The sequence below is a fragment of the Xanthomonas hortorum pv. cynarae genome, from assembly GCF_002939985.1.
Classification (GTDB): Bacteria; Pseudomonadota; Gammaproteobacteria; order Xanthomonadales; family Xanthomonadaceae; genus Xanthomonas; species Xanthomonas hortorum_D.
The window spans coordinates 14,438-37,373 of the sequence record NZ_MDFM01000040.1 but is presented as its reverse complement, the minus strand read 5'-3'; the positions used below and the strand labels follow the sequence as shown (position 1 = coordinate 37,373).

The window sequence follows — 22,936 nt, the reverse complement described above, 5'->3', positions numbered from 1 at the left end:
CTTCCTGCAGGCGTCCGCACAAATTACCTGCGCACACTGTCAAAGAACATTGGGAAGTGGCCTCAGCGCCGTTCCCGTCAGCTTCGTCGTTTCCGTCGAAGCTAGCCGCCTAGTATAGCGGACTTTTTCTTGCCGTCAACACCTTGTTTCCGAGGTGGTTGACGCTGCTTCGTTTCGACCCGAAGGTTTTCTGCGAAGCGAGCCGACCATATTAGCAGGCTTTTCATCTTCGTCAACCCCTCGTGAAGAGGAGGTTGCCGCCGCTGCACTTCAATCCGCCGTAGCGTCTTTCCGTGTAGCGAGCCGCCCATCATAGCCGACTTTCCTGCTTCGTCAACTCCCAATTTCTGGAGGCTTTCGAACCCGTTCGTTGTTGCGGTGCTTCGAGAAGCGCCGCCGTCCTGAGCGAGGTCGCGCAGTTTATCGAGACTGTGCAGAAGTGCAAGCACTTTTTGACACTGGTATGACACGAGCATCACTGCGCGAATGCGCGACGTCCGATTCCACGTGCGAATGCGACGTGGTGGCGCTGCTCTATATATATAGCCAAAGGGCTGTGTCTACACAGGGCTATCCATAGAGCAGGTGCTTCGGTATCGATCATCGGCGTGCTCGGTGAGAATGGGTGCACTAGATAGAGAGCTCACGATGCTTCCCTCCCGCAGCCTGCTCCGCGATCTGTCCCTGCCTGCGATTGCTGCAGGCTTTGTCACGGTGCTGGTGGGTTTTGCCAGCTCGGCGGTGATCGTATTCGAGGCGGCACGCCATCTGGGGGCGGATCAGGCGCAGATCGCCTCGTGGATGTGGGCGCTCGGGATCGGCATGGGGGTGACCTGCATTGGATTGTCGCTGCGCTATCGCGTGCCGGTGGTGACGGCGTGGTCCACGCCGGGTGCGGCGATGCTGATCGGCAGTGCGGCCGGTGTACCGTTGCGTGAGGCAGTCGGTGCGTTTGTGGTGGCTGCAGTGCTTGGCATGGTGGCGGGTTTCTCGGGGTTGTTCGAGCGGGCGATCCGGCGCATTCCGATCTCGCTGGCCTCGGGCATGTTGGCCGGGGTGTTGTTGCGCTTTGGGCTGGATCTGTTCGTGGCGATGCAGAGTCAGGTGATGTTGGCACTGGCGATGCTGGCGACCTATCTGGTCGGGCGGCGCTGGTTTGCGCGTTATGCGGTGATTGCGACGCTGCTGGTCGGCATCGCGATTGCGGCCAGTGGCGGGCTATTGCACTGGACAACGGTGCAGATGGAGTTGGCGCATCCGGTGCTGGTAATGCCGTCACTGTCGTGGGCGGCGCTGTTCGGGCTGGCGATTCCCTTGTTCGTGGTCACCATGGCTTCGCAGAACGTGCCGGGTGTGGCGGTGATTCGGGCCTCCGGCTATACGGTGCCGATCTCGCCGACGATCGGCTGGATCGGTGCGGTCAATACGCTGCTGGCGCCATTCGGCGGCTTTGCCTTGAACCTGGCGGCGATCACCGCTGCGATCTGCATGGGACGCGAGGCGCATGAGGATCCGGCGCGGCGTTATGTGGCTGCGGTCAGTGCGGGCGTGTTCTATGTGGTGATCGGCTTGTTCGGCGCGACCGTGGCGGCGGTGTTTGCCGCCTTTCCGCGCGAGCTGGTGATGGCGATCGCCGGGATCGCGTTGTTGGGCACGATCGGCAACAGCCTAGCGGCGGCCTTGCGCGAAGACAGCGAGCGCGAGGCGGCGCTGATCACCTTTCTGGTGACGGCGTCCGGGCTGACGCTGGGCGGGATCGGTGCCTCGTTCTGGGGCCTGGTGGCCGGAACGATCACCTTGTTGGTGTTGCGGCCGCGGGCCTAGCCGCGGCACACCATCCAGTGGATGGGCGTCTTATCGGATGGACTCACCGAGATGCAGTGCCCGACGCGCTAAGCGATGCGGGCGACTGGACCGCAGCCAGCATGTTGCGAGCTTGCACCTGGCGCGGCACCGGCTCGCTTATTCGGGATCGCGTAGTTGCAGCAGCCAGTGCGCGGTGACGCCGCTGGGGCTGGGCAGCGGTTCGAGATGGAATTGGCGGTAGACCGGCGAGCCGCCGGGCGCGCGCAGCGGCAAGGTGACGTAGGCGGCGCGGCCCTGCCGCAGTGCCTCTTCGAGCAGTTCCACCTTGGATCGGGCGGCATCGCTGGCCAGCAGGGTCAGGATGTCGCAACCGATCAGATCGGCCACTTCGGTCTGGATGAGCTCTGCGAACGCCGGGTTGACGAACATCAGCCGGTGCGCGGCCGTGGTTGCGCCACGTTCGATGATGGCCACACCGTCGCGCAGACGCGACAGCGAGGCTTCGAGCAGGGTGAAATCCTGCTGGAAGCGTTTGCGTTCCATCAGTTCGATCAACACACGCAGGCTGCGGGCCGACTCCAGGTGCAGCGGCGACCAGCGACGCGCGCGGCCACGCACGGTTTCCTGCCAGAGATCGAAGCTCTTGCGCGGCGAAAGGCGCGAGTTGGGGATGTCCGCCAGCTTGGCCAGCTGCGGATTGCCGGCCCAGTTGACCGTCTGCACCTGTTCGCGGCGGGTCCACAGCAAGGCGCTGCGCGACTGCGGCATCAGCGGCACGAAAATGAAACCGGCAGCCAGCGGTGCCAGATCGGCCAGCTCGGGAAATACCTCACCGATCGCCTCCACATGCAGGGCGCCGACGGCATCCTCGCGCAGGGCGGCGTGGTGTGCGGATTCGATATGGTCGCGGATGCGCCGCAGCGCGGCGGCATCGGGCGTGGTGCCATGGCGGCTGATCTCCTTGCCATGGAAGATCGCCACGCCGTCGGCATCCACCACGTCCATCAGGTCAGGCGCCATATCGGCGAGCATCTCTACCGTCATCTGGGCGGCGTCGTTGAAGTCGGTGATCAGCTTTTCGCGCACGGTGAGCAGCACCGATTCCATGCGCGCACGCTCGACCGCCTGCAAGGCGCCGATGCGACCAGCCAGCGCGCGCGTGACCGCATCGGTGGCATCGCGCATGGCGTGGCTGGTGAAGTGCGGGCTGTAGTGGTGGCAGGCGATCAGCCCCCACAGCACGTCGTTGACCACGAGCGAGGAGACCAGGGTGGCACTCACGCCCATGTTGGCCAGATATTCCAGATGCACCGGCGAGACGCTCCGCAGGCTGACATCGCTCAGATCCACCGGCGTGCCCAGACGCGGATGCAAGGTGGGCTCGATCGCGGCGGACTGGTAGCCGACATCGGCGATCTGGCGGACGCGGTTGCGCAGGTACAGCGCGCGCGCCTGCGCCGGGATGTCGGTGGCGGGATAACGCTGGCCGAGATAGGCCACCAATTCGGGGGTGCGCGCCTCGGCAATGACTTCGCCGTTCCACTCTTCGTCGAAGCGGTAAATCATCACCCGATCGAAACCGATCATGTTGCGTAGGCCCTTGGCCGCACGCACCGCCGCTTCGTCGATGCCGGGATCGCGCTCGATGCTGCGCAACAGCGGCAGCGCCTCGCGCAGGGTGACGTCCATCAGGCGGGCGTCGCGCGGTTCGATTTCGACCAGCCATTGCTCCGGATACAGATGCCAGGCGGCCACCCACGGGTGATCGGTGGGCGCGGCGCGCCTGGGGAAACGCACCTCGGCATGTAATAGGTGTTGCGCCTGGTCGTCGACCGCGAACGGCTGCTCGCCGGGCAGTTCCAGCACCTGCGTGTAGGGCATGCCCAACAGCTCGGCCAGCGGCACGCCGAGCAAGTCGGCGGCGGTGGTGCTGGCCTGCACGATGCATCCATCGGCCGGCTCGATCACCAGCAGCACGCCGTAGGGCTGGATCAGGCCGGGAATGTGGATCGGCTCGCGGGCGCAGACATCCATATTCAGGGGTTCGGTTGGCTGGTTCACGGGCGCGGCTCCGCTGCGAGGCAGGTGTGGAAGTGGGCAAACATGGCCTGCGCACCGTCGATGGCGGCGGCGCGTGCGCAAGGCGTGTCGAGACGTTGGTTGAGCACGGTCTGGAAATGGCGCCAGCCGGCTGGATCGTCGTCGGCCAGTTCGAAATAGCGCAAGGCATCGGCCAGACCGGGCTGCTGCTTGCGCAGGCTGCGCGCGATCATCCGGCCCCCCAGTTGCGAGCCTTCGATGACATAGAGCATGCCCCAGCGCGCGGCATCGTTGCCGGCGGCGGGCGCTGCGATGGCAGTGCCTGGTTGCTGGCCGAGCGCGCGCAGGTCTTCGCGTAAGGCCGGCACGCGGCGGCGATACTGCCAGCCGGTTCCAGCCAGGGTACTGAGCCAATTGCGCAGTTGCGCTTCGAAGCCGGCCAGCAGTGCATGGTGCCGGCGCAGGATCAGCGCATAGGCGTCGCGATCGACGCGTCCCTGCCCCAACGCCTGCATCAGCGGGATCGCTTCGACCAGGCAATGGATGCCCTGGGTGGCATCGCGCAGCACGAACGCGGCCGAGGGCGGAACTGCCAAGGCGTCGGAAGACATAGGGACTCGAGGCGGTGCCGCAGCACGAAGGACACCAGCCTAGCAGCGCCTGCGCAAATCAGATAAAGCGGACGCGAGTGCAACGTGAATAGGTTGGCATTATCGCGGCGTTGCGTGCGCGATGCCGGGCCCTCGCCCTGCCCGCTTCCAGGCCATGACCCAGCCTGCGGCAAGCAGGAGACCGGCCAGCAACCAGGGCGCGCCGGGCAGATGCAACGGGGCGCCGCTGCCGATAAACCAGGCAAACACGTTGGCGAACAACAACGGACCGGCGATGCCGGCCAGACTGATCAGACTGGTCAACGCGCCCTGCACGCGGCCTTGCGCATCGGCGCCGACCTCGCGGGTGATCAAGGCCTGCGCGGACGGTGCGGCGATCGCCCAGAACGCGCTGATCGGCACGCCGATCAGGAACGCGGTGCCGCTGTCGGCCAGCCCATAGATGACGAAACCGATGATCCCACAGCCCAGACCCAGCAGCAGCGCGCGACGTTCGCCCAGCCAGCGCACCAGCCGGCCGACCAGCAACGCGTTGACGATGATGCTGCACACACCCACGCCGGCCAGCACCCAGCTCACTTCGCGCGGGCCCCAGTGATACTGGTAGCTGGCGAACAGCACGAAGATGCTGGGGTAGACGTAATGCGCCAGGTTGGCCAGGAACACCACCGAGGCCAGGCCGAATACCTGCGGGTAGCGACGCAGCAGCTTGAGCGCGCCAAGCGGGTTGGCATGCGACCAATCCAGCCGCGCGGTGCGGCGTTCGGCGGGTAGCGATTCGGGCAGCACAAACCAGCCGTACAACACGTTCAACAAGGCCAGCCCGGCGGCAAACCAAAACGGCCAGCGCAGACCGATGCTGCCCAGCCAGCCGCCGATCAGCGGGCCGGCGACAAAGCCAATGCCAAATGCGGCGCCGAGCATGCCGAACGCACCGGCGCGTTTGTCGGCAGGGGTGACATCGGCGATATAGGCGTTGGCAGTGGAAAAGCTGGCCGAGCATACGCCGGAGATCACCCGCGCCAGCAGCAGCATCGGCAGGGAATGCGCGACGGCCATCAGGATGAAGTCCAGGCCCAGCCCCAGACACGAGAGCAGGATCACCGGGCGGCGGCCGTAGCGGTCGGACAAGGCGCCCTGCAGCGGCGAGCAGACGAACTGGATGGCGGCGAATAGAAAGCCGAACCAACCGATCCAGCCGGCCGCCACGGCGTAGTCGCCACCGGTAAAGTGCCGCACCAGATCCGGCAGCACCGGAATGATCACGCCGAAGGACAGCACGTCGATCAGCACGGTGATGAAGATGAAGATCAGCGCGGCGCGGCGCCGGCCCGGTGCAGGAGCGGATGCGGAATCGGGAGAGATGGACATCGCGCGGCACGCAGGGGGCGAAGCGGCGAGTGTAGCGGCGGATTGAGCGGTGGGGATGGGCTTACGTACCCTCATCCGCCCCTTCGGGCACCTTCTCCCGAGGGGAGAAGGGAAGCGCTTGGCGTGTGCGTCAGAAGAGCTTGGTCTCTGCGTCCAGCGCAAGATCATTGCGCGATGTCGTTCAAGCCCCTCTCGCCGGGAGAGGGGTTGGGGTGAGGGTACGGGGCGAAGCCACACGCGCACTCAAACTTCACCAGGCTTCGCGCGTACCCTCATCCGCCCCTTCGGGGCACCTCCTCCCGATGGGAGAAGGGAGTCGTCGCTGCCTCTTTATTTTCTTCGAAAGCAGCGCGTGCGCTGCGCGTGCCTTGGGCGATTCGTGCGGCTACTCGACACTGATGGTCTGAGTCAGCGTGTGGCTGGCGCCGGGGGCGAGTTCGATCACGTCCGGGCCGGCGTTGGCCGCTTCCAGGCAGACGTAGTCGCGCCAGCCGGCGCCCACGTCGGCCATCTTGGCGGCCGCTTCTTCGCCCGGGTTCCAGGCCACCAGCGAGCGGCTGCCCTGGGTGGCGATGACGATGCGGCGGCCGAGCACCGGGTCGGTCAGGGTGTAGTGGCCGCCGGCGTTGGTGTAGATGCGGTCGCTGCGGCCGGGGTCGCGCGGATCGCGCAGGCTCCAGTCGCCTTGTTGGCGATGGGCGGTGGCGTAGTTTTCGTACTTGTCGAGGTAGTCCAGCCCGTCCAGGCCCTGCACGCTGACCTTGAGCGCGTCGCCGACGCGGAAGTAGTTGTGCAGCGCCTGGGTGAACCGCATCGGGGCCGGACTGGTGTTGTCGGTGATCAGACTCTGTTCGAGCGTGCGGCCGATACGCAGGGTCATGCGCAGGCGCAGCGCCAGGTCGTCGAAGCTGGGCGGAGTCAGCGTGAGCACCAGGGTGCCGTCGTCTTCGCGGCGGCTGTCGGTCAGCTGCCACGGCACGGTGCGCACGAAGCCGTGCGCGGGCACCTCGCCGGTCTGGTCCTGGCGGCCGAAGTACGGCCAGCACACCGGGGCGCCGCCGCGGATCGGGGTGGGCGGCTGCTTGGCGGTGGGCGACAGCCACATCACGTCCTGCCCGCCCTTGGGCACGAACGACAGCAGCTGGCCGCCAAACAGGCTGATGGCCGCGGTGGAGAACGGGGTGTCGATCAACAGCGAGGGGAAACCGTGGAAATCGCCTGTGCGCAGGCCGGTGAGGTCGGACATGGGGGGTGCCTTCTGGACGATGGGAGATTGGACGAATGCGGGATAGGCGGCCGGCAACTTGAACGCGGTGGCGCGGATGGCGGCGGCGCCGGCGACCGGCGGGGCGGCGCGCAGGGCGGTGAGGATGCGTTGGCCGGGGCGGCCGTCGGCCGGCTGCAGGCCCAGGCGGGTCTGCTCGACCTGGATGGCGCGGCGGGTGGCGCTGCCGACCATGCCGTCGGCCTCGCCGATCAGGTGGCCGCGAGCCAGCAGCAATTGCTGCAGTTCGCGCCGTTCGGGGCGGCCAAGGCCGGGGTCGTCGGTGGGCCATGCCGCGACCAGGCCGGGGCCGCCGCGCAGGCGGTCTGCGAGCAACGCGATCGATAGTGCGTAGCTTTCGGCGGCGTTGTAGGCGTAGATCGCGTCGTAGTTGCGGAACACCAGAAACGCCGGCCCGGTCGGGCCGGCCGGCAGCAGCAGCGCCGCCGGGGTATCGGCGGGCACACCGGTCGGCGCCAACGCCTTGCCATCGGTGCCGAGCAAGCCGGCGGTCTGCCAGGCATGCAGCGGTTGGCGACGGGTGCGGCCGGCCTTGCTGGCATCGAAGCCGGCAGGCAGGCGCACTTCCATCCCCCAGGGACGGGCGCGCTCCCAGCCGGCCTTGACCAGATAGTTGGCGGTGGAGGCCAGCGCGTCGGGAATGCTGGCGACCAGGTCGCGGCGGCCGTCGCCGTCGCCATCCACCGCGATGCGGGCATAGGTCGAGGGCATGAACTGGGTCTGCCCGAAGGCGCCGGCCCAGGAGCCGGTCAAGCCATCCGGCGACAGATCGCCTTGCTGCAGCAGGCCGAGCAAGGCGAGGAATTCGCCACGGAAGAACGGCTGACGGCGGCCCGCACACGACAGTGTGGCCAATGAGACCAGCAACGGGCGCTTGCCGGTGACGCGGCCGTAGTCGCTCTCCACGCCCCACACCGCCACGATGGTGGCCGGATCCACGCCGGTCTGTTCGGACAGGCGGGTCAGCAACGCGCGGTGGGTGACCAACATGGCCTGGCCGTCGGTGACACGCTGGCTGTCGACCAGGCTGGCGAGGTAATCCCAGATCGGGGTGGTGAATTCGGGTTGGGCATCGAGCAGCGGCAACACGCTGGGATCGGGCGCCAGGCCGGCGGTGAAACGCTGGAAGTTGGCGGCCTCCACGCCCTTGGCGGCGGCCTGGGTCTGCAGGCCCGCCAGGCAGCGGTCGAAGGCCGGATCGGCACAGGCGACTGATGGCAGCAGTGCCAGCAGCGTGGGCAGGACGCACCGGATCGGCATCATGGCGTGGTGGCCAGCGTAGAGACGGACGTCATGCGGTGGAGCGCTCCTGCGGCAGGTCGAGCCGCCGAGCATAGCCAACCTGGGTGGTTCGAGGCGTGCAGGTAGCGCTGTCGCTGCAGCAGCGTGAGCTGCGGGAGCGGGTGGCGCTACGCGGGAGTGACGGCGTAGTACGCGCGCTTTTGAGACCGGTAAGGACAGCAATGACGCTCTATGACGCGTGTCAGCTGGGATAGTGCGCGCCGATGCCGAGGTCTTGAACCGGTCCGCCTGGCAGAGACGCAGCCACAGCGCGGCGGCATTGATCGCCGCGCTTAGCTGCCGTCGCCGGTGATGCCGGTCAGCAGTGACAGCGCCGGTGCGGAGGGGCTGGCGTCGGACACGCGACGGGCGCGGGCCCTGCGTGGAGCATCGTGGCGGGGACCGAACCAGACCATCGCAGTGGCCAGACACGCCGGCAGCACGATCGCGAACACCGCGATGGCCACAAGCACCCATTGCCAGAGATTGAAGGTTGCCATGATCGTGTCCGCCCCGCGGCGAGCTCCGCCGAGGCGGCAAGCTTCCGGGATCGGCCGCGAACGTGGCGTCGACAAACCGCGCCGGCCCATGCCGTTCGTCGGGCTGAATGGCTTCACGGTCTGCGGCCAGAATGCTGCGCTACTTCGAGCCTCGACCCCATTCAATGCGCGTCGAGGTAATACCAGCGGCCGTCTTCGCGCACGAAGCGGCTGTGTTCGGTCATGCGTACCGCGCTGCCGCCGCCAATGCGATAGCGGGCCAGAAACACCACTTCGGCAGTGTCGGCGCCGGTGACGATGGCGCGTTGTACGGTCAGGCCGAGCCAGGTGGTGCGGCCGCCTTGGTCCAGCGACAGTTCGGGGGGGCGCGTGGACGGATGCCAGCTGGCGAGCAGGTACGCCACGTCGCGGCGTACATAGGCGCTGTAGCGCGCACGCATCAGGGTTTCGGCGTCGGGTGCGGTGGCGCCGGCGTGGTATTGCCCGCAGCACTGCGCGTAGGTGGCGGCCCGGCCACAGGGACAGGGATCGGTGGGTATGGAGGTCGGCATCGGGCGATTGTGCGGGATGGGATTGGGGATTGGGAGGCGGGAGGCGGGTTTCTACGCGTTTATGCTGTCGTCCCCGTCGTGCGGAGCGCCGTCTTGCTGGAACTGATTCCTACCGAATTGCCGTGGCTGCTGTGCATTGCCTTCGTTGCCGGGTTGGTGGATGCGGCGGTTGGTGGGGGTGGGTTGATCCAATTGCCGGGGCTGTTCGCCACGCTGCCGCAACAGGCGCCGTCGCTGATCCTGGGCACCAACAAATTCAGCGCGATGTTCGGTACCGGGGCGTCGGCGTGGCGGTATGCGCGCAATGTGCGCTTTCCTTGGCGGCCGGTGCTGTACGCGACGGTGGCGGCGTTTACATTTTCTTTTATGGGCGCTACGGCGGTCAGCCTACTGCCCAAGCAGGCGGTGCGGCCGCTGATTCTGCTGTTGTTGATCGCGATGTTGATCTACACGCTGATCAAGAAGGATTTCGGAGCGCTGCATCGTCCGCGCGCGATCGGCCGGCGTGAGTTGATTACTGCGTTGGCAATGGGCGCGGCAATCGGCTTCTACGATGGGTTCTTCGGTCCTGGCACCGGCAGTTTTCTGATCTTCTTGTTTATCCGTTTTTTCGGGCTGGATTTTCTGCGCGCCTCGGCCGCGGCCAAGGTGGTGAACCTGGCCACCAACTTGGCGGCGCTGTCGTTCTTTTTGCCCAGCGGCCAGGTGATGCTGGCGATCGGCATTCCGATGGCGGTGGCCAACGTGGCCGGTGCGGTCGCCGGCACGCGGATGGCGCTGCGTGGTGGCACACCGCTGATCCGCAAGTTGTTTCTGGTGCTGGTGATCGTGCTGATCGGCAAGATGGGCTGGGATCTGCTGCGTTGACGAACGCGAGCCAGACCGATTTAGCGCGACTAACAGAACCTCTCGCACGCTCTATCGATGGCGACAACGTATTGGCCGCACTCGCCTTCGTCGGACACTGGAGTGATGTTGGCAATGGCAATGCCATTGCTAGGATCGAAAGGAGCCGATCAGACCGCACCGCATCGGACGGCGGCGCGGCGCGCACTGCCCGCAACCATGCACACCGACCCTCTCGACTGGTCCTTGCTCGCCCACCGTCGCGGGACCTTACGCGGCATGGATGCCGCGTAAGAGCTTACAAGGACGTACTTGCAGCGTGTCCCGCGTCGGTGGGCGGGCGTCGGTGAGCGGGCAAGCGCCATGCGGCCAAGCTACAGATCAGCCGGCTGCGTACAGTTTTGTTGGCGACTCTTAGTCGCTTAGAAATCCATACTCAACGTTGCCGACAAGGTGCGCGGTGCGCCCGGATAATTGGTGGTCTGCGTCACCGGTTGCTCGATGTAGAAACGGTTGGCGACATTACGCAGCATCAGCGCCAGTTGATAACGGCCGCCGAAGCGGTATGCCGCCGAGGCATCGAAACGCGTGCAGCCTGCAATGCGATAGCTATTGGCGAGATCGCCTTCGCGTTCGCCCACATGCACCGCGCCTGCGCCCAAGGTCAGGCCATACAGCGGCCCGCTGGCGACGTGGTAGGTGCTCCATAGACTGGCACTGACGCGCGGCACGCCGCGCAGGCGATTGCCCTCCGGAATGACGGTATCGCGGGTGACCTGTGCGTCCAGATAGCCGGCGCCCAGAATCAGCCGCCAGTTCTGGGTGAGCTCGCCGGTGATGTCTATTTCCAGCCCGCGCACGCGCTGCTGGCCGGTGACCAGAACGAAGCCGCTGTTGTCCGGATCGCTGGTGGCGACGTTGTCCTTGGTGATCTGAAATGCGGCAGCGGTGGCGAGCACGCGGTTGTCGAATAGCGCGCTTTTCAGGCCAATCTCGTACTGGCGGCCGGTCTCAGGTGGTGCGCTGCCGCCGGCAAACAGGGTGGCGCTGCGTGGCCGAAACGAAGTGGAGGTGTTGGCGTACAGCGACAGCTGCGGGCCCGCCTTCCACACCACGCCGATACGTGGCGATGCGCGCCGGCCGTCTTCGCGGGTGCGCGCGCCGTTGTCGATGGTGGTCTGCTGCACATCGTCCCAGCGCACGCCGGCCAGCACGTCCCAGCGCTCGCCGATGCTGATCTGATCCTGCACGTACAGCGCGGCATAACGCGCATCGACCTCGATGGCGCGCGCCGGCACATACGTGCCCGGCAAGGCGCCCTGCACCGGATTGGTCACGCTGATGCGGGCCAGCGGCGCGCGGGCTTCATCTGTCTGGCGATGCGCATCGACGTATTCGGCGCCGGCCAGCACTTGATGGCGCAGTGGGCCGGTAGCGAAACGCGCCAGCGCTTCGGTCTGCGAGGTGGTGGCGCGCACCTGCTGGTCCTGACGCACCGCACGGCGCTGCAGAAACGCACGGTCGGCGCTGAAGCCGGTGAAGTCGGCCACGTCGCGGCCGCTGTCGCCGTCCTGGTGATTGAGGATCTGGCGCAGCGTCAGCCAGTCATTGGCGTCGACTTCGATGCGCCCGCGTGCGGTGCGCGAGCTGCCGTGATTGCGCGACCACGGCTCGCCAAAACTGCGCTCGGCCGGGCCACGCACCACGCCGTCGATGGCGACCAGACCGCGATCGCCCGGGCTGGTCTGGCGGGTGTATTCCAGATCCAGATCGGCCCGCAGCTGTTCGTTCGGCCGCCATGCCAGCGAGGGCGAGACGAACACGCGGTCGCCATCGGCCTGCGCAGCGCGAAAGCTGCCGGTCTGTTGCGCGGCGGCGCTGACGCGGGCAGACAGGGTCGGGCTCAGCGGGCCGGTGACGCTGGACTGCACGCGGCGCAGGCCATATTCGGCCACCTGCACCGATGCGTTGCCGCCGAACACCGCATCCGGGCGCAGCGTGACCAGATTGATCACCCCGCCAGGTTCGCCGCGCCCGTACAACACCGCTGCCGGGCCCTTGAGCACTTCCACCTGGGCGACGTTGGCCAGATCGCGCACGGTCTCGGTGAAGTTCTGCGCCGGGTTGAGCAGGATGCCGTCCACCGCATACGAGGACGCCTCGAAGCCGCGGATGACGAAGGTTTCCGAACGATTGCCCTGGGTGCCGCCGGGCTGCACGTTGGAGACATTGGCCACCACATCCACCAGCCGGGTGAGCTGCTGTTCGTCGATCACCGAGCGCGGCACCACCTGGATCGCCTGCGGAATCCGCTCCACCGGCGTTTGCGTGCGGGTGGCGCCGGCGGCTTTTTCCGGCCGGTACAGGGCGCGCTTTTCGCTCACCACGATGGCGTCGAGCAGGCTGGCCTCCTGGGCAGCGGCCGGCATGGCGGCAAACAGGGACACGAACAACAGGTGGCGAGGCGCAGGCAGTGGGGTCATCGGGATCTTCAGTGGGGCGATGTGCGCACTGGCGGGCACATCCGGGCCACTAATGATAACGATTCTTATCTTCAAATGAGCAGTTCGCGCTCGTTATCCTCACTACGATGACATGCTGGCGGCAGCCGTCGTGTCCATCCAGCGAGGTTGTGCAGTGGCACGCGCACCTGCGAGCCTGCAGATTGCAGCTGCAGCTTCAGTGCAAGCTACCCGCCTGCACCACACACCTGACAGCGGTACCCAGCGACTAGCCGCGCAACGCCGCCTGGATCTGCGGCCATGCCTGACTCCAGGCGATGCGCTCCTGTTCGAGCCGCGGTGCGGCGCCGAAGTGTCCACTGCGCAATCGCGCATAAAACAGCTGCTCGTCCGGCGTCAGCGCGGCGAGCCGGTGGGCGCGATGTTGTCGGGGTTCGTGCCCCCACATGGCACGCGGCGTGGCGAGCAGCGTGGCCTGGTCCATCAGCAGCGCCACGGTCTGCGGCGCATGCGTGCGCAGTCGGTGCAGGATCGCCAGCCCGTGCGTATCGATGTCGCCCCAATAGAACAACGGAAGCGTGCGCAGCCACTCGATGTTGCGCACGTAGTCGACGGCATACCCGCGCGCCATCAGCAGCGCCGTGCCCGGCAACGCTTCGCAGGCCAGGCCGGTGTCGAGATTCTCGACAATCAGCACGCGTTCGATCGGCAACCGCAGCGCGGCCAGCTGTTCGATCGGCACGCTCAGATCGTCCAGGCCGCCGAGCTGACGGCGCAGCGCCGGATCCAGCAGTCGCAAGCGCACCCGATCCGGTGCGCTGCGCAGGCCGGCGAGGCTGTCGAAGCTGCGCGGCTCGGCGATGCCACGCAGCCCGCCCAGCCAGTCGGCGATGATGCCGCGACGCGTGTGCACCCATTTGCTGTCGATGCCGGCAATGGGAAGCTGGCGCAGGAACAGGCCGCTGTCGCGGTGACGATGCAGCCAGTCGACCACGGCAACCAGCCGGTCGATATCGGCCTGCGTGCTGTCGGCGAGCAGATCGAACTGGCGCCGCAAGCGCGCCGCCAATCCCGCAGCCTCCGGCCAGTGCGCCTGCAAGCTGGCGCAGCGCGCGCTGGCGCGTTGCCAACGGTCGTGCTCCTGCAGTGCTGCCGCCGCATCGGCCGGTGTCTCGACCACCCAGGTCTGCGGCAGCCGTTGCGGCCCCAGCTGCGACCACAGCACATCGCGGTACTCCACCCGCCCCGGCAAGTCGACGCGCTGCCAGCTGCGCAGCCAGTCGCCGAAGGCATCGAAGCGGGCGCTGGCCTGCGCCTGGGTGGGTGGCTGCAGGACGATGGGCCTGGGCGCCGATGCGCCGATCAACCAGTCGCCACGCTGGCGTTGCCATTGCCCGCGCAATGCCTGCAGTGCGGCAGCTGGCAACAGCATGCAATCGGCGCGCGCCATCAGCTCACTCCTGCTCGGCCACCGCAGTGGTGTTGGCCGCCGCACTGCGGGTGCGCTCGGGCAGCTTGAGCCGGCGCGATTGTTCGTCGTATTCGATCAGCAACACGCCCGAATCGTGTCGCCCGCTGATCTCGACAAAGCACGCGCCACCGATGAACGGCTCCAGCGTCATCACCGATTTCAACGGCGTGGCCACCACCATCTGGAAGCCGAAATTTTCGAAGATATTCATCGCCAGCGCAGTGAATTCGTTGTCGGCCTTGTCGAAGGCTTCGTCCAGCACCACGGCGCAATAGCGCGGCAGTTCGCCGTCTTCGCCGCCGAGCTGGTAGCGCAAGGCAGCGGCCAGACAGGTGGTTGCCAGTTTCTGACGCTGACCGCCCGATTTGCCCGCGCCGCTGCGGTAAATCTCGACCTGTTGCCGCGTGGCTGCGTCCAGTTCGACGCCGACGAACTCCACATGCAGGCGCACGTCCAGCACCAGCTCGCGCCAGCGCTTGTCCTCGCCTTCGGCCGAGCCCAGCTTGCGCACCAGTTCGCGCAGCACCGCAAATTGTTGTTCGGCCACCTCGCGCTGTTCGGTCTGGTGATGGCCGAGCACATCGCGCAGGCGTTGATGAAACTCGATCACTTCCGGCAGGCGACGGTCGCTCAATTCGATGGTCAGCAAGGTGCCGTGATTAAACGGCACCTGTTCCAGGCTGGCATTGACCTCATCCAGACGCTGGGCGATGGACTTGCGCGCTTCGGCAGTGTGGCGTTGCAAGGCGAGCAGGTTGTTCTTGCTCTGGCTTTGCAGCAGTTCGAAAAAGCGCGCCTCGTGCTGCGGCAGTCCATCGCGTTCCAGCCGCTGCAGGCGGGCGAGAAAATCGTCGGCGCCTTCCAACGTCGGACTCAGATCGCCGCTGTCTTCCGGCCATTGCTGGAAGTAGCGGCGGAAACATCCGATCAACGCTTGCTGCAGGCGGGTCAGTTCGTCCTTGCTGACGCCAAGCTGCGCGTCCAGGCCACGCTCCAGGGTGCGGAAGCGATCCTGCAGGTTATCCAGGCTCAACTCACCCAGGCTGAGCAAGCGCTCGGCCAGGCCCTGCTGCTGCAACGGCGTGACCACGCGCGCGTGCGCATCGGCGCATTCCAGCTGCTGTTTTTCCAGACGGGTACGTTCGGCGCCCAGCGTGATCCGCTCGGTGCGCACGCCCTCATAGGTGCGCGTGGCCTGGGCGATGTCGGCGCGTGTGCGGTCGATCGCCTCGCCCAGCGCGCGCAGGTTGGCGTCGCCTTCGCGCAGCTGTTGCAAGGTCTCGGCGATCTGGCTCAGGCGCTGCAGCGCGGCGGCCACATCGATTTCGTCCCAGCCCAGGTTGGCCAGCGTGTTGCGGGCAAGGCGCCGCTGCCCATCGCGTTCGCGGCGCGCGCGCAGGTCGGCGACCTCGGCGTCGCAGGCGGCGATGCGTTGCGCCAGCTCCTGGCCTTCGCGCTCGAACAAGGCCAGCTTGTCGCGGTTGTTGAAGCCCAGCAGCCAGCGGCGGCGGTCGCCCACCGCGTGGCGGTCGTCCTTTTCGTAACGTTCGCCCGGATGCTTGACCTGGCCTTCGCGGGTGATCGCGCGTTCGGCATGGCGCAGGGCCTTGGCTGAGTCCACGCAGTCGTAATCGAAGCGCTTGCCCAGCTCGCGCCGCAACCAGCCGGCAAACGGATGATCGCGCAGCTCCAGCTTGTGCAGCAGCGAGACGCTGCCGGGTTCGCGGCCGCTCAGTGCCTGCTCGTTGTGACGCACGCGGTAATAGACCAGACGCGTGCCGAGCTGGGTGCGGTTGACCCAGTCGGCGACCTCGGCGTAATGCCGCTCGTCCACCAGCAGCGATTGCGCAAAGCCATGCAGCACGCGCTCGATGGCGCCGCGCCAGGTGGATGCTTCCTCGCGCACCTGGATCAGTTCGCCGACGAACGGCAGCGCCGCCTCCGGCACGCCGGTGTCGGCGCTCATGCGCGCGCGCAGGCTCTGCATCGGCGCAGGAATATTGGAGGGGTTGCGCGTCAACGCCTCGATCTCGGCACGCACTTCGGCAAAGCGTTTGCTGTCGTCGTGCTTGCCTGCGATGCGCTCGCTGATCGCTTCATCGAGCTCGGCGGCGGCGCGCTGGCCATCTTCCAGCGCCGCGCGCGCCTGCGCGACCTGTTCGGCAAAGCCGTGCGCGCTGTCGGCCAGGGCCTGCTCCAGTGCACGGCAGGCTTGCTCTGCCTGGGCCCGCTTGGCCGCGCGGCGGTCGCGCTCGGCCTGCAGCTGGCCCTGTTCGCGCTCCAGCGCATCGATGCGCTCGCCGCCTTGCGCGCGCCGCTGCGCTTCCAGATCGTCCAGATGGCGCGTGTGGTTATCCAGTGCTGCGCGGCGCTGGCCTTCTTCGCCGGCAAGGCCGCGGTCTTGCACGTCCAGTTCCTGCAGGCGCGCGTCCAGCAAGGCGAGCCGGCGCTGCTCGCGGTAGGCGTCGATGCCGAGCTTGAGTTCTTCCAGCTCGCTGCGCTGGCGGCGCAGTTGCATCAGCTCGGCGTGATGCGCGCGCGCAGGCAGCAAGGTTTCCACCTGGCGCCGCGCCGTCACCACCGCATGATGGGCGCCGTCGAGTTCGGCGAAGTCGCCGACCAGGCGTTCGGCCGCATCGAAGGTCTTGGGTTCTTCCAGCATGAAGCCGCGCAGGAAGGCGTTGAGATCGCCCAGATTCTTCGCCGATTGGGTCTTGTGCAGCAGGCGCAACGCCATCTCGTTGCCGATGCCCAACTGGTGGCGAAAACGCTCGGCGTAGCCGGCAAAGCTGTCGAAGTGATGCACATCGTGCAGGCGCTGCTTGAGCTTGCGCAGATCCAGATCGAAGCCCGCCAGGTCCTGCGCCACATCGAAGGCACGCTCGGCCACCATGTAGTGCTTGCGCACGTCGCCGGTGGCCGCGCTGTTGCCGGCGATCCAGAACAGCCGCACCAGGCTGACCACGCGGTCCTCGCCGTTGCGGTATTCCAGCACCAGTGCGGTCCAGGTGGCGCCTTTGCGCAGATATTGCGTGGCGATTTCGCCCGAGGCGCTGTCCTGCTGGTCGGCCCAGGCGCCGCGCACGTACGACACCAGGTTGCGGTCGCGGCCACTACGTTCGGCCTCGCGTGCGGCGGCGTTGAAGTCGACGATGCTGGGCGGGGTGAGCAAGGCCGACATCGCATCGAGCAGCGTGGATTTGCCCGAGCCGGAGCGGCCGACGAACAAAAAACCGCGTTCGGCGATCGGCACCTCGGTCAATCCGGAGAACGTGCCCCAGTTGTGCACCTGCAGGCGGCGCATACGGAACTGCTGCAGGCGCGCGTCGGGCAAATCGTTGGCGAACAGGCTGGAAGGCGCGGCAGAGGAGGTCATCGATACGGTCCGGGAAGCCAGAAAAGCGTAGGCCTGCGCTTACGCGTGTGGTGCGGTGGCAGTGCTAGGCGTGCGCGGGATCGGCCTCGTCCTCGCCGCCGGCCGGGCCATCGCGCAACTGGCGATAGACCTGCCCCAGGGCGGCGACATCTTCGGCCGAGAACAGCAGTTTGAGCGCTGGCGAGATTTCATAGCGTGCGTCTTCGCCGCGCAGACGGGTCAGGACATGGTTGTCCTTCATCTTCTGCACCGCCGTGGCCACCCGGCGCAGGAAGCCGGCGCGATCGGTGGACAGGTTTTTTTCGTAGACGGCCAGCGCCTCGCCCAAGGCCGCTTCTTCCACCACTGCACGGACACCGCGCGCATCGGCTTCGGCCAGTTGCTGGCGCAGGTGCAGCAGCAGCACCGAGTCGATGAAGGTCAGCGGCGAAGAGCGCAGCAGTACCGGCGCTTCCAGCTCGCCAGTCTCGGCCTGGCGGGTGAAGGCGATGCCGGCTTCGCGATCGAGCACCAGCTCCAGAAACACCTCGGCCAAGGCGCTGCGAATGCCGGCTTCACTGCGCAGCAGGGCCGGCCACAGGCGGCTATGCCGCTGCGCGTCCACGCTGGGGCCACTGAGCAACTGACACAGCGCGCGACGCGCCTCCACCGGCAATTGCCCAGTGTCGCCGGCGAACAGGCCGGTGCTGGCGACGGCAGGCGTCTGACCCTCGGCAGCGTCGTGGGCGAGTTCGGACTCGGCGTCGGGATCGTGCTCATGCCAGTTCATTGCGTTTCTCCTGGGTGAACCAGATCAGCGGAATGCGCGCGCGACGCCACTGGCCGTCGCTGCCGCGCCATTGCGCTACTTCGAATTGATCGCCGCTGACGACGCCGTGACGCGTGCCCAGCGACAGATAGCCGATGACGCTGCCCAGGCCCTGGGTGGCCTGGCGCTGGGTCAGCACCTGGGCGATGGACAGCTGCGGCTGGGTGTCCAGCAGCTCGAACAGATCGCGCCGCAGGCTGCGGAAATCGATCTCCGATTGCGCGACCAGATCGCCCACGCTGTCCAGCGAGATGGCCGCCGCCTCGTTGCGTTGGATGCTGCCATCGACCTGTTGCTGGCGCGGGTCGTGCAGGCGCCATTGCGCCAGCGAACGCAGCCGGCTGGTGGTCAGCATCAGACTGCGGCCGATCAGGCGCTGGGCCGGGATATGTTCGCGCAGGTTCAGCGCTTCGGCCTGCGCCTGTTTGAGCAAGCGGTTGAGTCGGCGCTGTTCCAGATAGCCACGGCTCTGCACGAAACCGCGCAGGCTGCGCGCGAAATGCTGCATCACATCGTGCACCTGGCCACCGCGTTCGAGCATGGTGCCGGTGAGCCCGCGCAGGAAGCTGCGTTCGCGGCGATCGAGCTTGCGTGCGAACGCGCGTGCCAGCACCGTCTCCAGCGCCGCATCCAGTTGTGCGCTCTGTTCGGCGTCGTTTAGCAGCGCCCAGAACGCCTGAAAGCTGCGCCCGGCTTCGCTGTCGCCGATGACATCCACGCCTTCGAACAGCCGGGTCAGGACCTCGCCGCGCTCGCCTTCGTCGTCGATGATGCGTTCGCGAAATTGCCGGTTGAGTTGTTCGAAGTCGTCGCGTACGCGGCGGAAGTCTTCGGTCAATTCGTCGGCCAGCGCGATCACCTGCCGGGTGCGCTCGAGCGCGCGCTTGCCGTCCAGCGAGGCGACCTTGCCGGCCGACACGCGCGCGATTTCCGCATCGATGCGATCGCGCTCGTCGCGCAGTGCCGACAACCGCGCATCCGGGTTGGTCTCGGTCAACGCCGCGAGCTGGGCCAGCTGCTGCATCACCAGCGCCAGCCGGCTTTCGGTGGCTGCGCCGCGGCTGTGCTCCAAGCCATCGACAAAGCGGATCGCCTGCGCGGCCTGCGTGGACAGCTCGTACTCTTCCTGCTGCGCGCCCTCGGGCAGGCGACGCTCCAGCCAGCCCTGCGCCAGCCAGTGGGCGACATACGCCTGCGCGGTGCGCGGCAGGTCGCGCGCCAGATGCTCGGCGTTGATGTCGTCGAGCAGGCGCTGCAGCCGCTCGTGCAGCACCGCTGCCGGCAAGCGGCGTTCACCTTCCAGAAGCAGCGACTGCAGCAAGCCGATCACTTCCGGCGCGTGGTCAGCGGCCAGCAGTTTCCACAATGGGTCCTCGCGCAATGTGCGATATCGGGCGGTCCGGGCAAGATGCTTCATGCCGGGAAGTGATAACCAAGATCCAGCGCCATTTGTCGAACCCCATTGATCAAAGCATGAAAGCTTGGCGAGCGATTACCCTCCTCGCGCAATCTTTCCGCCATCAGTCGTGCTCCACTGCGTTTCTGAAACTCGGGAATGAGCCTCTTCAGTTCTGCAGATGGCTTGTTCCAAGTGTCTGGCTGTGAAAATCTCTTGTGCAACGCTGGAGTATCCAACTTGGAGCTGGGAAACGCCGACGCCAATGCGCTCAGATCAGCGATATACCAACTTTCCAGCTCTTGGCACACCAACCTCACCAAGGTGTCTGGGCGTCCCAAGCCGGCGCAGACCTGGACCAGACGCGTTTTCAGCGCCAGACAATCTCCGTTGTCGTTGTCACGCACCACGACAAATCGATCTCCAGGCACCCGCCAGGCTTTTAGTTTTGTGCGCAGGCTGCGCTCCAGATCGCTCTTACCGTCGTGGGGCACACATTGAAAATGGCGTCCATCCTGCCATCCCGGGAACAGACGCGGTAACAAGCCATCCAGCAGGATTTTCATGGAGGGCTCTTCTAGCAGGAAGATGAGACGCCCCTGCATCAGGCCACATCCCGGTTCAGACCCTCAAACAGACCTTGCTTCCACAGATAGCCGGGCAAGTCGCCTGCTTCGAACAATGCGCGAAGATTGTCCGAATCGCTGGCGCGCGTGATGTTGGTGAATCCCTTCTCCTTACGCAGGCAGTAGATCTCATCCAGCGTCAGTGCATTGAGGAAATCAGGTGAATGCGTGGAAATGAAGACCTGCCCGCCACGCCTGGCGTAATCGCGGAACTCTTCCGCCAGCTCCGGCAACAACTCGGGATAGAGCTGATTCTCGGGCTCTTCGACTGCAAGCAACGGGTACGGTTTGGGGTCGTTGAGAAGCACCAAATAGGCAAACATCTTGATAGTGCCATCCGAGACGTACCTGGCAATGAACGGGTCCTTGAAACTTCCATCCTGAAAACGCAGGATCAAGCGCCCATCCAGGGTCTGCTGCGGTTGCACCACGGAAACACCAGGCACGCGGCGATTCATCGCATGCAACACACGATCGAAACGATCCCGGTGGTTTTCGTAGAGAAAATTGGCGACCAAGGCCAGGTTGTCCCCGCGCGTGGACAAGTGCTCGGCAAAGCCTTCTTCCTGGCTTGGCCTGGCTTCGGATACGTGGAAATCAGAGATGTGCCAGTTCTCGATCATCAGGCGAAAGGCGCTGGCCGCCTTGAAGCGCTCGAACTGGCCCAGGCCCTTGATCGCCAGAATATCCGGGGCATCGAGCTCCTGCTCTTCGCGGGTAAGCTCTTCGTCTTTTTTGGAGAATTCCTCTTCATTGGTGATCGCGTAACCTTTACCGTGCGCGAAATCCAGAAAGCGAAACGGTGCGCCATAGCTGCCGCGCTTGTAGCGCAAGACTTCGCGCTCGATCTCCACACGCGTGCCGGTGCCCGGTGCGATTTTCAGCACATAGGTCACCAGACGCTCTTTGCCGGTGATCTCCAAGCGGAATTGCATGGTGAATTCGATGGGCTCGTGCGCAAACCCCCTGCTTGCAACTTCCTTGTAACCGCCGCGCTTTGCAATTGCCTTGCCCACATTCATCGACAACGCGTCTTTGAGGAAAGAGAACACGTCAAATAACGTGGACTTTCCGGTTCCGTTCGCCCCGACCAGCACACAGAGCCTGGGCACATGCGTCAGTTTGGCTTTACGGAACAGCCTGAAATTCTTGATGTCGATCGATTCAATCTGCATGGGTTCCCTGCGACGGTCGTCCGCCAGCGTATAGGGGATCAATCTACCAGCCAATCACGCAAGGCATGCCTCAACGCTTGCCGCCCACTTCGATGAACTGCAGGAATTCGGCGCGGGTGCGGGCGTCTTCGCGGAAGCTGCCGAGCATCTTGGAGGTCACCATGCTGACGCCGCGCTTGTGGATGCCGCGGGTGGTCATGCACTCGTGCGAGCCCTCGACCACCACGCCCACGCCGCGCGGTTGCAGCACGTCCTGGATGCACTGGGCGATCTGCGCGGTCATCTTTTCCTGCACCTGGAAGCGGCGCGCGTAGCTTTCCACCACGCGGGCGAGCTTGCTGATGCCCACCACCTTGCCGCGCGGCAGGTAGCCCACGTGCACCTTGCCGATGATCGGCGCCATGTGGTGCTCGCAATGGCTTTCGTAGGAGATGTCGCGCAGCACGATCAGCTCGTCGTAGCCGGCCACCTCTTCGAAGGTGCGCTCCAGGTACGCGCGCGGTTCTTCGCGGTAGCCGCTGAACCAGTCGCCATAGGCCTCGGCGACCCGGCGCGGAGTGTCGAGCAGGCCCTCGCGGGCCGGGTCTTCGCCGGCCCAGCGCAGCAAGGTGCGCACGGCTTCTTCGGCCTGGGCCTGGGTGACGGAGGAATCGGGCTGGTCGGACTGGCTCATGCGCAGGTGCACCCAAAGGGGGCGAGCATGGTACCCGAGGACAGGCCAGCCACCCCAGTGGCGGTTGCGCCGGCTTGCCCGGGTTCAGCGACTATTGATTCATTATTGAATTGATAGCATCCTATCTATTATGACGAACCCTCCTCTCTCCTCCCGTGCGCAGCTCAGTTCCGGGCTGCTGGTCGCCGCTCGCCAATGGCAGCGGCTGGCCGACCAGGCGCTTGGCGAATTTGGCCTGTCCAGCGCCTGCACCGGGCCGTTGCTGATGATCGGCCGCTCCGGCGGCGGTATCCGCCAGGTGACGCTGGCGCAGCAACTGGGCATGGAAGGCCCCTCCCTGGTGCGGCTGCTGGACAAGCTGTGCGCGCAGACGCTGGTGCGCCGGCAGGCCGACAGCAGCGATCGCCGCGCCAATCAGTTGTGGCTCACCGATGCAGGCCAGGCGCTGGTCGGGCGCATCGAGATCCGCCTGGATGCGCTGCGTGCGGAGGTGTTCGGCACGCTCAGCGAAACGCAGGTCCAGACGGTGCTGACCTTGTGGGAGCAGATCGCGCAGGCGCACGCGCGGTTGAGTCAGTCCGACTAAGCGCCATGCGCGGCCCGTGCGGTGCGCGATGACAGTGCAGATGGCCGGCGCGCACCACGCCGCGGGGCGTCT

The 22,936-nt window shown here is 66.0% G+C and carries 17 protein-coding genes; 3 read left to right on the top strand and 14 right to left on the bottom strand.

Features of this window, described 5'->3' with window-relative positions:
- The first annotated feature begins 648 nt into the window (after nucleotides 1–648).
- Nucleotides 649–1,824 (top strand): benzoate/H(+) symporter BenE family transporter, encoded by a 1,176-nt coding sequence (locus tag XcyCFBP4188_RS20060; RefSeq protein ID WP_104592713.1) that lies wholly within the window; start codon nucleotides 649–651, stop codon nucleotides 1,822–1,824.
- Between the two features lie 138 nt (nucleotides 1,825–1,962).
- Here XcyCFBP4188_RS20060 and bphP read toward each other — a convergent pair whose 3' ends face one another.
- From bphP to XcyCFBP4188_RS20030, 6 genes are all read right to left on the bottom strand, one after another.
- Nucleotides 1,963–3,867, bottom strand: coding sequence for a bacteriophytochrome BphP (bphP, locus tag XcyCFBP4188_RS20055; RefSeq protein ID WP_043907103.1), 1,905 nt, complete (start codon nucleotides 3,865–3,867; stop codon nucleotides 1,963–1,965).
- The gene (locus XcyCFBP4188_RS20050) at nucleotides 3,864–4,457 is read right to left on the bottom strand and encodes a biliverdin-producing heme oxygenase (RefSeq protein ID WP_006448498.1); all 594 of its coding nucleotides are present in this window, start codon (nucleotides 4,455–4,457) and stop codon (nucleotides 3,864–3,866) included. Before XcyCFBP4188_RS20050 ends, bphP begins: the two co-directional genes overlap by 4 nt.
- A gap of 99 nt (nucleotides 4,458–4,556) precedes the next feature.
- Complete coding sequence (locus XcyCFBP4188_RS20045) at nucleotides 4,557–5,828, bottom strand: TCR/Tet family MFS transporter (RefSeq protein WP_104592712.1); 1,272 nt, start codon at nucleotides 5,826–5,828, stop codon at nucleotides 4,557–4,559.
- Between the two features lie 385 nt (nucleotides 5,829–6,213).
- A complete protein-coding gene (locus tag XcyCFBP4188_RS20040; protein WP_104592711.1) occupies nucleotides 6,214–8,376 on the bottom strand; it encodes a lytic murein transglycosylase in 2,163 nt (720 codons plus the stop codon).
- A 311-nt stretch (nucleotides 8,377–8,687) separates the two neighbouring features.
- Complete coding sequence (locus XcyCFBP4188_RS20035) at nucleotides 8,688–8,894, bottom strand: hypothetical protein (RefSeq protein ID WP_006449007.1); 207 nt, start codon at nucleotides 8,892–8,894, stop codon at nucleotides 8,688–8,690.
- 161 nt (nucleotides 8,895–9,055) lie between these two features.
- Nucleotides 9,056–9,445: a YchJ family protein gene (locus XcyCFBP4188_RS20030; RefSeq protein ID WP_006449008.1), complete on the bottom strand. Its 390-nt coding sequence runs from the start codon at nucleotides 9,443–9,445 to the stop codon at nucleotides 9,056–9,058.
- 93 nt (nucleotides 9,446–9,538) lie between these two features.
- Here XcyCFBP4188_RS20030 and XcyCFBP4188_RS20025 point away from each other — a divergent pair, with 93 nt between their 5' ends.
- The gene (locus tag XcyCFBP4188_RS20025; protein WP_179944467.1) at nucleotides 9,539–10,312 is read left to right on the top strand and encodes a sulfite exporter TauE/SafE family protein; all 774 of its coding nucleotides are present in this window, start codon (nucleotides 9,539–9,541) and stop codon (nucleotides 10,310–10,312) included.
- A 401-nt stretch (nucleotides 10,313–10,713) separates the two neighbouring features.
- On the opposite strand, the gene XcyCFBP4188_RS20020 is transcribed toward XcyCFBP4188_RS20025, so the two are convergent.
- The 8 genes from XcyCFBP4188_RS20020 to folE form a co-directional block, all read right to left on the bottom strand.
- On the bottom strand, nucleotides 10,714–12,774 hold the full coding sequence (locus tag XcyCFBP4188_RS20020; protein ID WP_104592710.1) for a TonB-dependent siderophore receptor: 2,061 nt from the start codon (nucleotides 12,772–12,774) through the stop codon (nucleotides 10,714–10,716).
- Nucleotides 12,775–13,021: 247 nt separating this feature from the next.
- Complete coding sequence (locus XcyCFBP4188_RS20015; RefSeq protein WP_174705864.1) at nucleotides 13,022–14,203, bottom strand: Wadjet anti-phage system protein JetD domain-containing protein; 1,182 nt, start codon at nucleotides 14,201–14,203, stop codon at nucleotides 13,022–13,024.
- Between the two features lie 4 nt (nucleotides 14,204–14,207).
- Nucleotides 14,208–17,600: an ATP-binding protein gene (locus tag XcyCFBP4188_RS20010; protein ID WP_104592709.1), complete on the bottom strand. Its 3,393-nt coding sequence runs from the start codon at nucleotides 17,598–17,600 to the stop codon at nucleotides 14,208–14,210.
- A 64-nt stretch (nucleotides 17,601–17,664) separates the two neighbouring features.
- Nucleotides 17,665–18,369 carry a DUF4194 domain-containing protein gene (locus XcyCFBP4188_RS20005; RefSeq protein ID WP_006452466.1) on the bottom strand — a complete coding sequence of 235 codons (705 nt, stop codon included), beginning with the start codon at nucleotides 18,367–18,369 and terminating at the stop codon, nucleotides 17,665–17,667.
- A complete protein-coding gene (locus XcyCFBP4188_RS20000; protein WP_104592708.1) occupies nucleotides 18,356–19,825 on the bottom strand; it encodes a DUF3375 domain-containing protein in 1,470 nt (489 codons plus the stop codon). The genes XcyCFBP4188_RS20005 and XcyCFBP4188_RS20000 overlap by 14 nt, the downstream gene beginning before the upstream one ends.
- Nucleotides 19,822–20,370, bottom strand: a complete 549-nt coding sequence (locus XcyCFBP4188_RS19995; protein ID WP_233397263.1) for a DUF4276 family protein — start codon at nucleotides 20,368–20,370, stop codon at nucleotides 19,822–19,824. Before XcyCFBP4188_RS19995 ends, XcyCFBP4188_RS20000 begins: the two co-directional genes overlap by 4 nt.
- A gap of 38 nt (nucleotides 20,371–20,408) precedes the next feature.
- Entirely contained in the window at nucleotides 20,409–21,605 is a 1,197-nt protein-coding gene (locus XcyCFBP4188_RS19990; RefSeq protein ID WP_104592706.1) for an AAA family ATPase, read from the bottom strand.
- A gap of 70 nt (nucleotides 21,606–21,675) precedes the next feature.
- Nucleotides 21,676–22,278 carry a GTP cyclohydrolase I FolE gene (gene folE, locus XcyCFBP4188_RS19985; RefSeq protein WP_043889569.1) on the bottom strand — a complete coding sequence of 201 codons (603 nt, stop codon included), beginning with the start codon at nucleotides 22,276–22,278 and terminating at the stop codon, nucleotides 21,676–21,678.
- A gap of 130 nt (nucleotides 22,279–22,408) precedes the next feature.
- Here folE and XcyCFBP4188_RS19980 point away from each other — a divergent pair, with 130 nt between their 5' ends.
- Entirely contained in the window at nucleotides 22,409–22,864 is a 456-nt protein-coding gene (locus tag XcyCFBP4188_RS19980) for a MarR family winged helix-turn-helix transcriptional regulator (RefSeq protein ID WP_104592705.1), read from the top strand.
- The last annotated feature ends 72 nt before the right edge of the window (nucleotides 22,865–22,936 follow it).